The sequence below is a fragment of the Streptomyces sp. MNU89 genome (assembly GCF_020982505.1).
GTDB classification, from domain to species: Bacteria; Actinomycetota; Actinomycetes; order Streptomycetales; family Streptomycetaceae; genus Streptomyces; species Streptomyces xinghaiensis.
In genome coordinates, this window is record NZ_JAJKLL010000001.1 from 4206921 (window position 1) to 4220461 (window position 13541).

Annotated in this window: 7 protein-coding genes and 1 pseudogene; 6 read left to right on the forward strand and 2 right to left on the reverse strand. The window is 74.7% G+C overall.

The genetic code is table 11. From position 1 onward, the window contains the following. The first annotated feature begins 401 nt into the window (after window positions 1-401). The 3 genes from E4N63_RS18150 to E4N63_RS18160 all read left to right on the forward strand — a co-directional run bounded on the left by E4N63_RS18150 (window position 402) and on the right by E4N63_RS18160 (window position 6183). Window positions 402-1346: a DUF3027 domain-containing protein gene (locus E4N63_RS18150; RefSeq protein ID WP_230241175.1), complete on the forward strand. Its 945-nt coding sequence runs from the start codon at window positions 402-404 to the stop codon at window positions 1344-1346. A 671-nt stretch (window positions 1347-2017) separates the two neighbouring features. Beyond that, window positions 2018-4156: a sacsin N-terminal ATP-binding-like domain-containing protein gene (locus E4N63_RS31530; protein WP_374112877.1), complete on the forward strand. Its 2139-nt coding sequence runs from the start codon at window positions 2018-2020 to the stop codon at window positions 4154-4156. Window positions 4157-5709: 1553 nt separating this feature from the next. Next, complete coding sequence (locus tag E4N63_RS18160; protein ID WP_125626851.1) at window positions 5710-6183, forward strand: GNAT family N-acetyltransferase; 474 nt, start codon at window positions 5710-5712, stop codon at window positions 6181-6183. A gap of 110 nt (window positions 6184-6293) precedes the next feature. Here the strand turns inward: E4N63_RS18160 and E4N63_RS18165 are convergent, their stop codons facing one another. Further along, window positions 6294-8642, reverse strand: coding sequence for a cation-translocating P-type ATPase (locus tag E4N63_RS18165; protein ID WP_230242539.1), 2349 nt, complete (start codon window positions 8640-8642; stop codon window positions 6294-6296). Between the two features lie 510 nt (window positions 8643-9152). Continuing rightward, window positions 9153-9374: pseudogene (locus tag E4N63_RS30660) on the reverse strand (DUF2530 domain-containing protein); the annotation flags it as partial. A gap of 373 nt (window positions 9375-9747) precedes the next feature. Here E4N63_RS30660 and E4N63_RS18175 point away from each other — a divergent pair. The 3 genes from E4N63_RS18175 (at window position 9748) to E4N63_RS18185 (ending at window position 13475) form a co-directional block, all read left to right on the forward strand. After that, a complete protein-coding gene (locus E4N63_RS18175) occupies window positions 9748-11208 on the forward strand; it encodes an NCS2 family permease (protein WP_125627004.1) in 1461 nt (486 codons plus the stop codon). A gap of 229 nt (window positions 11209-11437) precedes the next feature. After that, entirely contained in the window at window positions 11438-11875 is a 438-nt protein-coding gene (locus tag E4N63_RS18180; protein WP_125627005.1) for a MarR family winged helix-turn-helix transcriptional regulator, read from the forward strand. Between the two features lie 145 nt (window positions 11876-12020). Then, a complete protein-coding gene (locus E4N63_RS18185; RefSeq protein ID WP_230242541.1) occupies window positions 12021-13475 on the forward strand; it encodes an MFS transporter in 1455 nt (484 codons plus the stop codon). Window positions 13476-13541 lie beyond the last annotated feature (66 nt).

A 13541-nucleotide genomic window follows, 5' to 3' on the forward strand; every position in this document is an offset into this window, starting at 1 on the left:
CAACTCCGTCACCGCATGGCCGTTTCGCTCGACGCGTCCCGGCTCTGTCACCGGACGGCGGAGGGAGGAGGGACGAGGGGGGAGGAGGCGTGACGGACCCGCGCCGCCGGGGCGGACGAACCGGTGCGGCGGGCCCGAGCCGGGCGGAAGAGGAGGGCAGGGTGGGCCGAGTGCCGGTCATGGGGGTAGCGTGCACATAATGCGCCACCGGCTGTCGTTCCCGGCCGCGTGCCTGTCCACGATCCCGCAGAATGGTTCGCAGGAGGTGCGCCCGGGTCCGGTCGGGTGCGGACGTCGACGCGGCCCCACGGTCCGCTCCGCCCGCGCCTCCCCCCAGCCCGCCGTTTCGGCACGGTCGGCCGGCGCACCCGTGAGACGGCGTAGGAGAGAATCGATTCATTGTGAGTGCTGCGACGATGCGAAGCCGTACCCCGGACCGTCTGTGCGCCGAGGCGGTCGACATGGCCCGCGCCGAGGCGGTGGCGGCCGCGGGTGAGGCGGCCGTCGGCGAGCACCTGGGGGCGGTCGCGGACGGCGACCGGGTCGTGACCCACTCCTTCGCCTGCCTGGAGCCGGCGTACCGCGGCTGGCGCTGGGCGGTCACCGTCGCCCGGGCCGCACGCGCCAAGAATGTCACGATCGACGAGACGGTCCTGCTCCCCGGGGACGACGCCCTGCTGGCCCCCGAGTGGGTGCCCTGGAGCGAACGGCTCCGCCCCGGCGACCTGGGCCCCGGCGACCTGCTCCCCACCGAGGCCGACGACCTCCGCCTGGAACCCGGCTACACCGGCGAGGACCTGCCGCCGCCCGACTCCCCCCTCTCGGAGGAGATGGAGGAGCGCATCGCGGCCGAGGACGCCGACGTCAGCGCGGGCCCGCCCGCCGCCCAGCCGTCCCCGGCCCGCGCGTCCGGCACCCTCGCGGCCGTCGCCACGGAGCTCGGCATGGGCCGGGCCCGGGTGCTCTCCCGCTATGGGCTGCACACCGCCGCCGACCGCTGGGACGAGTCGTACGGGTCGGGCACCGCCATGGCCCAGGCGGCCCCCGCCGCCTGCATGACCTGCGGCTTCCTGGTACCGCTGACCGGTTCGCTCCGGCAGGCCTTCGGTGTGTGCGCCAACGAGTTCAGCCCGGCGGACGGCCACGTCGTCTCCCTGACGTACGGCTGCGGGGGCCACTCCGAGGCGGCCGTCATGCCGAAACCGCCGCGTCCGGCGCCGCCCGTGATCGACGAGACCAAGGTGGACCCGATGCCACTGCGGCCCGACCGGCCGGGTGACGGCACGGCGGAGGACGCCGATCCGGCACAGGACACCGCCCCGGCGGAGGACCACGGCCGCTCCTGACGCGGCCCCGCCAGGCGGCCCGGGCGGCTGCCCGGGGCCCGCTCGGGGCGTGGCCGGGGATGCGCCCGGTACACGCGGGCCCGTCGGCGGGCCCGTGGCCGGGGTGTGCCCGGGCCCGGTGCGTGCCCGGCCCGTTCCATGCCCGTGCCCCGCGCGGTGGTGCCCGGCCGCCGGGGTCGGAGCGGCCGGGTGCCGTTGCCGAAGTGCTCTGCCCGCGTTCCGGTTGCGGAAGGGCCGTGCTGCGGGCGAAGGCGGTCCTCCCACCGTCAGCAGGAGCCCGAGCCCGAGCCGGAGCCGGGCCGGCCACTGCCCGGATCCGGACCCGGACCCGGAAGCCGGAATCCACGCCGGACCGCGACCGTCCGGATCTCTCGCGCCCGGCCGGCCGCCGGTCGAGCCCGGGGCCGTGCGGGCCACAGCCCCGGGCTCCCGGCCCGGCATCCCTCCGTTCCGCCGCCTCTCCGCCTCCCCCGGCCGGCGCCGGCGCACCGCCGGCCCCGGGCCCGCCGAAGGGGGCTGCGGAGCCGCCGGCGGGCCGGAGGCGGTACGTTCGGCGCTGGCAGCCACTGCACGGATGCACGGATGCACGGACACAACGCATGCGCCGATGGGCAGAAGCACAGACGCGCGACGGCACCCGGGAGAAGGAGCGACACGTGAGCGGCACGGCGATGGTGCGAGCGGCGGCCGGCGGGCACGACCCGTACGGAACGGCGCGGCTGCGACGCGGTGTGCTGGACGCCTGGGCCGCCTCGCCCGCGCGGTTCCGCGAGGATGCCAACGCCGAGGAGGACCTGGCGCTCGGCGGCTACCGCGACCGGCTCGTTGTCGAACTCGCCCAGAACGCGGCCGACGCGGCCGCCCGCACCGGCGTCCCCGGCCGGCTCCGCCTCACCGTGCACCCGGCCGAGGGCGACAGCCCCGCCGTCCTGGCCGCCGCCAACACCGGGGCCCCGCTCGACGCCGACGGCGTCGAGTCGCTGGCCACCCTGCGTGCCTCCGCCAAGCGCGACGAGTGGCGGGAGGGGGAGGGCACGCCGTCCGTCGGCCGCTTCGGCGTCGGCTTCGCCGCCGTCCTGGCCGTGAGCGACGAGCCCGCCGTGATCAGCCGCAGCGGAAGCGTCCGGTGGTCCCTCGCCGAGGCGCGCGACCTGGCGGCCGAGGCGGCCGGCGCGAGCCCCGGCCTGGCCGACGAGCTGCGCCGGCGCGACGGCCACGTCCCGCTGCTGCGCCTGCCGCTGCCCGCCGAGGGCTCCGCGCCCGTCGGCTACGACACGGCCGTCGTGCTGCCCCTGCGCGACGGCGCGGCCGAGGACCTGGCGGAGCGCCTCCTCGCCGGAGTCGACGACGCGCTGCTGCTGACGCTCCCCGGCCTCGACGAGATCGTCATCGAGATCCCCGAGGAGGAAGCGCGGACGCTGACGCGCCGCCAGGACGGCCCGTACACCGTCGTCGAGGACAGCGCGCGCGGCACCACCCGCTGGCGCACCGCCTCCTCCGGGGGCCGGCTGGAGCCCGGACTGCTCGCCGACCGTCCGGTGGAGGAGCGGCTGCGCCCCTTCTGGTCGGTCACCTGGGCCGTCCCGGTCGACGCGGAGGGCGCCCCGGCCCGGCCCGCCACGGCGTCCGTGGTGCACGCGCCGACCCCGACCGAGGAACCGCTGGGCCTGCCCGCGCTGCTCGTCGGCTCCTTCCCGCTGGAGCCCACCCGCCGGCACACCGCGCCCGGCCCGCTCACCGACTTCCTGACGGCCCGCGCCGCCGAGACGTACGCGGAGCTGCTCCGCGCCTGGCAGCCGCTCTCCACCGGCACGATCGACCTGGTACCCGGCCCGCTCGGCAAGGGCGGGCTGGACGGACGGCTGCGCGCGGAGGTGCTGCGGCTGCTGCCGCGGGTGCCGTTCCTGGCGGGCGCGGGCACGGCGGCCGAGGGGCCGGAAGAGCCGGCCGCGGACGGGGAGTTGGAGACGTTCCCGGGCTTCGGCGGCGGTGCCGGCACGGGAGCGCGCACGTCCGCCGGAGCGGCGGGGAGCGGGCGGGGAGCGGGCACCGCCGGGACCGGCACCGGCGCCGAAGCGGCCGGGGCCCGCGTCCCGTGCGGCTCCGTCCCGTCGACGCCGAGATCGTCGAGGGCGCCGGGGCCGAGACCGTGCGGGTGCTCGCCGAACTGTTCCCCGGCCTGCTCCCCGCCGGCCTGGAGCGCCGCCCCGAGCTGCGCAGCCTGGGCGTGGTGCGGGTGCCGCTCGGCGAGGCCGTCGACCGGCTCGCGGGCGTCGAGCGCTCCCCGTCCTGGTGGCGGCGGCTCTACGACAGCCTGGCCGGCACCGATCCGGAGCGGCTCAGCGGCCTCCCCGTACCGCTCGCCGACGGCCGGACCACCATCGGCCCGCGCCAGGTCCTGCTGCCGCTGCCGGGCGAGGAGCACGGCGCGGACGGAGCGGGCGCGGGCGGAGCCGGCACGGACGGAGCCGCCGGGGAGCGGCGGGACCGGGCCGCGGCCCCAGCGCCGCCACCCTCGCCCGCCTCGGCCTCAAGGTCGCCCACCCCGATGCCGCCCACCCGCTGCTGGAGAAGCTGGGCGCCCTCCCCGCCTCGCCCCGCGCCGTCCTGACGACCCCGCAGGTGCGGGCGGCCGTCGCCGCGTCCCTCGACAGCGAGGACGTCTGGGACGAGGACACCCTCGACGCCGAGGAACTGGCGGAGGCCGTACTCGGTCTCGTCCGCGAGGCGGGCCTCGCTCCCGACGACGAGCCCTGGCTCGGCGCCCTCGCCCTCCCCGACGAGGAGGGCGAACTCGCCCCGGCCGGTGAACTCGTCTTCCCCGGAAGCGACTTCGAGCAGGTCATCCGCGAGGGCGAACTCGCCGCCTGCGACGCCGGCCTCGCCGGGCGCTGGGGCCCCGAGACCCTGGCGGCCGTCGGCGTGCAGTCGACCTTCGCCCTCGTCCGCGCGACCGACGTGGTCCTCGACCCGGACGAGCTCGAACCGCGCGACAGCGACTACGCCGAGCCCGACGACACGGGGCTCCTCGACTCCGTCGACGTCTGGTGCGAGGACGTCCTCGACCAGCTCCCCGACAGCCCCGTGCCGCCCGTCGCCACCGAGATCACGGCCGTGCGCGACCTGGACCTCGTCGACGACGACGCCTGGCCCCGGGCCCTCGCCCTGCTCGCCCGGCCGCCGCTGCGCGACGCGCTGACCCAGCCCGTGCGCGTCCTTCTCCCGGACGGCACCACCGAGACCGTCCGCCCGTACACCGCCTGGTGGCTGCGCGGGCACCCGGTGCTCGACGGCCGCCGTCCCGCCGGACTGCGCGCGGCGGGCGGTGACCCGCTGCTGGCCGGGCTCTACGAGGCCGCCGACGCGACCGGCTTCGAGGACGAGCAGGTGCTGCGCGCCCTGGGCGTCCGGACCTCCGTGGCCGCGCTCCTGGACGAGCCCGGCGGCGCCGCCGAACTGCTGAACCGGCTGGCCGACCCCGAACGCCCCGTCCGGGCCCGCCAGTTGCACGGCCTCTACAACGCCCTGGCCGCCCTCGACCCCGAACAGGTGACCCTGCCCGACGAACTCCGGGCGGTCGTCGGCGCGGCGGGCGACGTACGGGTCGTGGACGCCGCCGACGCCCTGATCGCCGACGCCCCCGATCTGCTGCCCCTGGCCGAGGACCGCCCACTGGTCCCGGTGAGCCCGGCGCGGGCGGCGGACCTGGCGGAGCTGCTTCAGGTGCGGCGGCTGAGCGAGGCGTACCCGGCCCCGGTCGCGGACCCGGACGCGGGCGAGATCCGCGAGGTCCCGGAGGCGGTCCGCGTCCTGCTGGGCCCGGGCACCCCCGAGGCGTACACCGAGTACGAGGAACTGTTCGTCCGCGCAGGAGCAGCCGGCGCGGACGGCGCGGGCGGGAGCGGCTCCGGCGGGAAGGACGCGGCGGGGTCCGCCGCCCCGCTGGTGGAGGTCGACTGGCGCCGCACCCCCGACGGCGTGGTGCACGCCGCGACCGTGGAGGGCGTGGCCGCGGGCCTGGCCTGGGCGGCGGGCCAGTGGCCCCGCCGCTTCGAGGTAGCGGCCCTGCTGGAGGACCTGTCCCGCACCGAGGAACTGGCCCGGGACCGCTGGTTCGACTGAGCCGGTGCCGGTGCCGGTGCCGGTGCCAGGAGCACGGGCGCCGTGGAGTTCGGGCCCTCCGAGCGGAGGGGCGGCCGGGGTGCCGGGGTGACCGGGCGCGGCGGAGGACCAGCGGCGGTCCGCCAGTCCGAGCCCGTGCCCGAGCCGTGCCCGCTGCCCGAGCCGTGCCCGGTGTCCAGCCCGCGCCGGACGCCGGTACGGGGTGGACGGCCACCCGGGCGGCGCCGGTACGGTGCGCGGCATGACTGCGTCTCCCCTCCGCCTGGAGAAGGTCACAGCCGACAACGTTCTGGCCGCGTGCCGCCTGGCGGTCCGCCCGGACCAGGAGCGTTTCGTCGCCCCGGTCGCCCGCTCACTGGCCGAGGCCTACGCACAACCGGACATCGCCTGGCCCCGGCTGGTCTGTGACGGCGACCGGTTGGTGGGGTTCGTGATGGCCTTCTTCGACGTCCGCCTCCACCCGGAGGACCCCGGCGACCGGCCCCGCTCGGGACTGTGGCGGCTGGCTGTCGACGCCGCCGAACAAGGGCGTGGATACGGCCGGTTCGCGGTGGAGTCCGTGTGCGAGGAGATCCGCAGGCGGGGCGGGAGCCGGGTGACGGTCACCTGGACACCCGGCGAGGGCAGCCCTGAGGCGTTCTACCAGAAGCTCGGCTTCCGGCGGACGGGTGAGATGAGCGGCCACCAGATCGTCGGCGAACTCGACCTGACCTGACCCGGCCCCGCTTGACCGACCTGCCGCGTCCCGCTCGCCTCGGCCCGACCGGACGGGGGCCGAGCTGAACCACCCTGCCCCGCCCCACCACCCCACCCGGGCGCGTCCGCTCAGGCCGGGAAGCGTCGGCCGACCCACCGCCAGCTCAGCTCCATCAGTACCGCCGCGGCCGCCGCGATGCCCACCGCCGTCCACGGCATCACCGTCCCCACCAGCCGCAGCGCGAAGAAGTGCTGCAGCATCGGTGTGACGATCACGACCAGGAAGGCGGACGCCATGGTGGCGACCAGCCCGATCCGCCACCACGTGTACGGGCGGGCCACGATCGCGAGCACCGACATCGCGATCAGGAACAGCGTCAGCGTCGCCGCGCTCGTCTCGGCGGCCAGCGCCCCCGGCCCCGTGTAGTGGTGCCGGGCCAGCAGGTACGAGGTGAACGTCGCGGTCCCCGCGATGAGGCCGGCCGGGACGGCGTACCGCATCACCCGCCGGACGAAGTGCGGTTGCGCCCGCTCCCTGTTGGGGGCGAGGGCCAGGAAGAAGGCCGGGATGCCGATGGTGAGCGACGAGATCAGCGTCAGATGCCGGGGCAGGAACGGGTACGGCACCTGGGAGCTCACCACCAGGATCGCGAGCAGCACGGAGTAGACCGTCTTCGTCAGGAAGAGGGTCGCCACGCGCGTGATGTTGCCGATCACCCGCCGCCCCTCGGCGACGACCGACGGCAGGGTGGCGAAGCTGTTGTTGAGCAGGACGATCTGGGCGACGGCCCGGGTGGCCTCCGAGCCGGAGCCCATGGAGACGCCGATGTCGGCGTCCTTCAGGGCCAGGACGTCGTTCACGCCGTCGCCCGTCATGGCCACGGTGTGGCCGCGGGACTGCAGGGCGCCCACCATGTCCCGCTTCTGCTGCGGCGTGACCCGCCCGAAGACCGCGCCCTTCTCCAGCGCCTCCGCCATGGCCTCCCGGTCCTCCGGCAGGCGGCGGGCGTCGACCGTGGTCTCCGCGCCCGGGAGGCCGAGCTTGCCCGCGACCGCGCCCACCGACACGGCGTTGTCGCCGGAGATCACCTTGGCGGCGACGTCCTGCTCCGCGAAGTACCGCAGGGTGTCCCCGGCGTCGGGACGCAGCCGCTGTTCGAGGACGACCAGGGCGACGGGGTGCGCGCCGCGGCCCGCCTCCGGGTCGAGCAGCGGCTGCCCGGTGCGGGCGAGCAGCAGCACGCGCAGCCCCTGCGTGTTGAGTTCGTCCACCGAGGCCAGCGCCGGATCACCGGCGGGCAGCAGCACGTCCGGCGCGCCCAGCAGCCAGGTGGTGGTGGCGCCGTCGGTGTCGGTGAGCGACGCGCCGCAGTACTTGCGGGCGGAGGAGAACGGCAGCGTCTCGGTGTGCCGCCAGCCGTCGGGGGCGGGGCAGTGCTGGACGACGGCCTGCAGGCTGGCGTTGGGCCGCGGGTCGCAGGCGCCGAGCGTGCCGAGGACGTGCCGCACCCGCTCCTCGCCGCTGCCGTCCAGGACGCGGATGCCGGTGACGTCCATGCCGCCCTCGGTGAGGGTGCCGGTCTTGTCCAGGCAGACGACGTCCACCCGGGCCAGCCCCTCGATGGCCGGCAGCTCCTGCACCAGGCACTGCTTGCGGCCCAGCCGTATGACACCGATCGCGAAGGCCACCGAGGTCAGCAGCACCAGGCCCTCGGGGACCATCGGCACGATGCCGCCGACCATGCGGCGGACCGCCTCCCGCCAGTCGTGGTCCTGCACGAAGAGCTGGCTGACGACGAGACCGATCGCCGCCGGGATCAGCATGTACGTGATGTATTTGAGGATCTGGCTGATGCCGCTCCGCAGCTCGGAGTGGACGAGGGTGAACCGCGACGCCTCCTCGGCCAGTTGGGCCGCGTACGCCTCCCGGCCGACCCTGGTGGCGGTGAAGGCGCCGGTGCCCGCGACCACGAAACTGCCGGACATCACCGGGTCGCCGGGGCGCTTGAGGACGGGGTCGGCCTCGCCGGTGAGCAGTGACTCGTCGATCTCCAGCCCGTCCGCCTCGGCGACCTCCCCGTCGACGGGGCACTTGTCGCCGGGGCCGATCTCGACCAGATCGCCGAGGACGATGTCGCCCGTCCGCACCTCGGCGGAGTGGCCGTCGCGCCGGACGACCGGCCGGGCCTCGCTGATCACGGCGAGGTTGTCCAGGGTCTTCTTGGCGCGCAGCTCCTGGACGATGCCGATGGCGGTGTTGGCGATGATGACGAAGCCGAACAGGCCGTCCTGGATCGGGCCGACGATCAGAATGATCAGGAAGAGCACGCCGATGATCGCGTTGAAGCGTGTGAAGACGTTGGCCCGGACGATGTCGGCGGTCGAGCGCGAGGACCGCACGGGAACGTCGTTGACCTCGCCCGCCGCGATCCGCGCCGCCACCTCGGCGGGGGTCAGCCCGGGCAGCCCGGCGGGCACGGCGGGTGCGGCCGGGGCGGCGGGCGCGGCGGGAGGGGACGCGGTGGGTGCGGGTGCGGGCACCTGCGCGGTGCGCGCCGCGGTTCCGGCGGGAGAAGCCGGGGCGGCGGGGTCGGCGGTCCCCGGCTCCGGCTCTCCGATGTCGGTGGGGAGCGATGCGTCATGCGGAAGACGGTACGGGGACGAACGGCTCCCGCGCCGCCGGGTCACCGGGAAACGGGGGTGCTTCCGGGGGCCGGGCGGGTTGCGGCGGTCTTCCGTCCCGTTTCCGGCGGTTCGCCCCGGCGGAGCGGGCGGAACCCGTACGGGGCCGGGGGCGTTGGCGCCGTCCCGGCGAGCCGGGTGTGACCTGCCGGGTCCTCGGCCGCCGGTGCCGGGCCCGCCGTACTCAGCCCGCGCCGCTGCCGGACTCCGGACCGCCGCCGGAGCCGGGCTCCGCGGGCGGGCCCGTCGGGTCGGGGCGGCTCGGCCCGGGGCGCCGGGGGGCTCCTCCGCCGTGCGCCGGAGGGCGGCCTCGCGGCGGCGTACGTAGTGGATGCCGTAGAGGCCGAGCCCGGCCCCGGCGAGGCAGGTCCACAGCCACCACAGCAGCCCCTGCCCCTCGAACCAGCGGTAGAAGGGGATCTGGACCAGGAACATCACGAACCACAGGACGGTGCCGCCGGTCACGACGGCGACGACGTTCCCCTCCAGCGGCTCCGGTGCCTCCCGCGTGGGAGTCCACTTGCCCATCGTTCCCCGTTCCTGCTGACTGCTGCGGTCTCGTTGTCCTGCCGGCTGCCGACGAGCCCCTGCGCTTCCGCCGCCGGTGGTGCGGCGCCGGTCAGTCTATGCGGCCGACGACGGCGGTTCCGGGATGGCTGCCCCGGGCGTTCTACGCGCGAAGATTGGCTATCCGAAGCTTATGTATTCATACTGAATCGGTCCGGAGTTGACTCGTTTCTTTCGTAGCTTCGTCCAACCCGGTCCGGTGGGTGAACTGGGGCGCCGATGCGCCCCGCCTTCGTTCCGCTCCGCGCCTTCCGTCCCGTCCCGCTCGTCAACGGTCCTGCCCGGCCGGCCGACCACGCCGCCACAGACCCCGTCCTCCCCCTGAGGTCCTGTCATGTCTTCCCCGGCCACCACCCCGGTCGACCAGCAGCCGCCCGCGCGACCCGCGAACGGCCTCGACCGCTTCTTCAAGCTCTCCGAGCGCGGAACCGGTGTCTCCCGCGAGATCCGGGGCGGCCTGGCGACCTTCTTCGCCATGGCCTACATCGTCGTACTGAACCCGATCATCCTCGGGTCCGGCACGGACAAGTTCGGGCATCAGCTGGATGCCGGGCAGCTCGTCACCGCCACCGCGCTGATCGCCGGCCTGACCACGATCCTGATGGGCCTCATCGGCAACGTCCCGATCGCCCTCGCCGCCGGCCTGGGCATCAACGCGGTGGTCTCCCTCCAGCTCGCACCCGTCATGAGCTGGCCGGACGCGATGGGCATGGTGGTTCTCGCGGGTCTGGTGCTGATGATCCTCGTCGCCTCCGGTCTGCGGCAGCGGGTCCTGGACGCCATCCCGAACGGTCTGCGCCGGTCGATCGCGATCGGCATCGGCCTGTTCATCACCCTCATCGGTCTGGTCGATGCCGGCTTCGTCACCCGCAACCCGGACGACGCCCACACCACCGTGCCGCTCGGCCTCGGTGTCGGCGGACGGCTGGAGGGCTGGCCGGTACTGGTCTTCGTGCTCGGCCTCGCGCTGACGTTCGTCCTGGTCATCCGCCGCACCAAGGGCGCGATCCTGCTGAGCATCGCCGCGATGACGGTCCTCGCCCTGATCATCAACGCCGTCGCCGACATACCGAAGGGCGCTTGGGGCCTCACCGCGCCCGAGCTGCCCGACTCCGTCGTGAGCACCCCCGACTTCGGGCTGATCGGCGAGGTGAGCCTCTTCGGCGGCTTCTCGCAGGTCGGCGTGCTCACCGGCTCGCTCTTCGTCTTCACCGTGCTGCTGTCCGGCTTCTTCGACGCGATGGGCACCATCATCGGCGTCTCCGAGGAGGCGAAGCTCACCAGCAAGGACGGCCAGGTCCCGCGGATGGGACGGATCCTGATGGTGGACGGCGCGGCCGTCGCGGCGGGCGGCTTCGGCTCCGCCTCGGCCAACACCTGCTTCGTGGAGTCCACCGCGGGCGTCGGCGAGGGCGCCCGCACGGGGCTCGCCAACATCGTGACCGGCGGCCTCTTCCTGCTGGCCCTGGTCTTCACCCCGCTCGCGCTGATCGTGCCGTCCCAGGCGGCCACTCCGGCGCTGGTCGTCGTCGGCTTCCTGATCATGATGGCCAACATCCGCTCCATCGAGTGGGACGACCCCACCATCGCGGCCCCCGCCTTCCTGACGATGATCGCGATGCCGTTCACCTACAGCATCACCAACGGCATCGGCCTCGGCGTGCTGGCGTTCATCCTGCTGCGGGCGGCCACCGGCAAGTTCCGCACCGTGCCGTGGCTGCTCAACGTCGTCGGCCTCTGCTTCCTCGTCTACTTCCTGCTCAGCCCCATCGAGCAGGCCCTCGGCCTCGGCTGACACCCCGGCCGACCGGGCCGGTCCGCGACCCCGCCGCTCCGGCAGCCGGCCTCCCGGCCCGGCGCGGCCCGCGCCCCGGCTCCCCAGCGCCCGGAATCACGAGTTCCGGGCGCTGCGGCGTTCCCGGGGAAGGGTGCACGGCGCGCTGCCGTCAGCCATTCGGAGGAGCATCTGTTGGCTTCCTCACCCCGATTGTATTTAGCTAGGGTAATGAGTTACGCTAACAAACATGTCGGATCTGTCCCTCGGCGACGACGCGGTCGCCGTGAACTCCCTGCGCTCCGCCGTGATGCGCCTCTCCCGCAGACTCAAGCACCAGCGGGTAGACGAGTCGCTCAGCCCCACCGAGATGTCCGTCCTCGGCACGCTCGCCCGCTGCGGCAGCGCCACCCCCGGCGAACTGGCCCGCAAGGAGCACGTACAGCCGCCGTCGATGACCCGCATCGTGGCACTGCTCGAAGCCAAGGGACTCGTCCGGCTGGAGCCCCATCCGGACGACCGCCGCCAGAAGGTGGTCACCCGGACCGAACGGGCCGAGTCGATGCTGGAGGAGAGCCGCCGCAAGCGCAACGCCTGGCTGGCCGAGCTCTGCGAGGGCCTGAGCGACGAGGAATGGGCCACACTCCGCGCGGCCGCGCCCGTCCTGGAGAAGCTCGCCGAGACGTAGGACGAACGGTCCTCGCAGCCCTCGCCGAGCACCGGAGAGCGGCGCGAGCGGCGGAGACCGCCGGGATCCGCCGGACACCGCCGAGGATCCGGAGGACCGCCGAAGACCGCCGAGGACTCCTCCGGATTGCCGAAGATCGCTGAAGATCGCTGAGGAGGCGACGCAGTTTGAGTACGGGACCCGGAGCACACTCCGCACCCGTTCCCGACCCCGACCCCACCCCGAGCCCACCCCTGGCCCCGACTCCACCCCGGGACCGCCGGGGCCCGGGACCGCGGGCACCCCCGAGTCTCCCGGAACCGCCGAACGGCGGGGCATGTTCAGCTCGCTGCGCATCCGCAACTACCGGCTCTTCGCCGGCGGCCAGATGGTGTCCAACACCGGCACCTGGATGCAGCGCATTGCCCAGGACTGGCTGGTCCTCACCCTCACCGGCTCCTCCGCGGCCGTCGGCATCACCACCGCCCTGCAGTTCCTGCCCATGCTGCTGCTGGGCCTCTACGGCGGTGTGATCGCCGACCGGCTTCCCAAGCGGCGGCTGCTCCTGGTGACCCAGAGCGCCATGGGCCTCACCGGCCTGGCCCTCGCCGTCCTGACCCTCTCCGGGCACGTCCAGGTGTGGCACGTCTATCTCATGGCGCTGCTGCTCGGGCTGGCCACCGTCGTCGACAACCCGGCCCGGCAGGCCTTCGTCGCCGAGATGGTCGGTCCGCGCGACCTCCGCAACGCCGTCAGCCTCAACTCGGCCAACTTCCAGTCCGCCCGGCTCGTCGGCCCCGCCGTCGCCGGTGTGCTGATCAGCGCCGTGGGCAGCGGCTGGGCCTTCCTGGCCAACGGACTGTCCTTCCTCGCGCCCATAGCCGCGCTGCTGCTCATGCGCCGGGACGACCTCCACGAGGTCGAGCCCGCCCCGCGCGGCAAGGGCCAGCTCCGGGACGGGCTGCGCCATGTCGCCGGGCGCCCCGAACTCCTCTGGCCGATCGTCCTCGTCGGCTTCATCGGCACCTTCGGCTTCAACTTCCCGATCTGGCTGACCGCCTTCGTCGACGAGGTCTTCCACGGCGACGCCGGAACCTACGGCCTGCTCAACACCCTGATGGCCGCCGGCTCCCTGGCCGGCGCCCTGCTCGCCGCCCGCCGCGGCACCTCGCGGCTGCGGCTGCTGGTCGGCGCGGCGCTCCTCTTCGGCCTGCTGGAGATCACCGCGGCCGCGGCCCCCGTCTTCTGGCTCTTCGCGCTGCTGCTGGTGCCGATCGGCATGTTCGGCATGACGATCAACGTCACCGCCAACTCCACCGTGCAGCTCGCGGCCGACCCCGCCATGCGGGGCCGGGTGATGAGCCTGTACATGATGGTCTTCATGGGCGGCACGCCCCTGGGGGCCCCGCTCGTCGGCTGGATCACCGACGCCCACGGGGCGCGGACCGGCTTCCTCGCGGGCGGCCTGATCTCCGCCGGCGCGGCGCTCGCCGTCGGGCTGATGCTGGCCCGGATCGGCGGACTGCGGCTCAAGATCGATCTGCGCCGGGGACGGCCCCGGGTGGCCTTCGTCGAACGCGCCCCGCGGAAGAAGCAGAAGCAACTGGCCGCGACGGTGTGAACGGCGCGCCGGCCGGGGCCGGAGGCCGGCGGCCGGCGGTCCCCCCGGGCCCCGGGGCGACACTGG

Excerpts from the sequence above, each read along its gene's own strand:
- E4N63_RS18180 (WP_125627005.1), top strand. The coding sequence starts at position 11,438 with ATGTCGGATCTGTCCCTCGGCGACGACGCGGTCGCCGTGAACTCCCTG.
- E4N63_RS18160 (WP_125626851.1), top strand. The coding sequence starts at position 5,710 with ATGACTGCGTCTCCCCTCCGCCTGGAGAAGGTCACAGCCGACAACGTT.
- E4N63_RS31530 (WP_374112877.1), top strand. The coding sequence starts at position 2,018 with ATGGTGCGAGCGGCGGCCGGCGGGCACGACCCGTACGGAACGGCGCGG.
- E4N63_RS18175 (WP_125627004.1), top strand. The coding sequence starts at position 9,748 with ATGTCTTCCCCGGCCACCACCCCGGTCGACCAGCAGCCGCCCGCGCGA.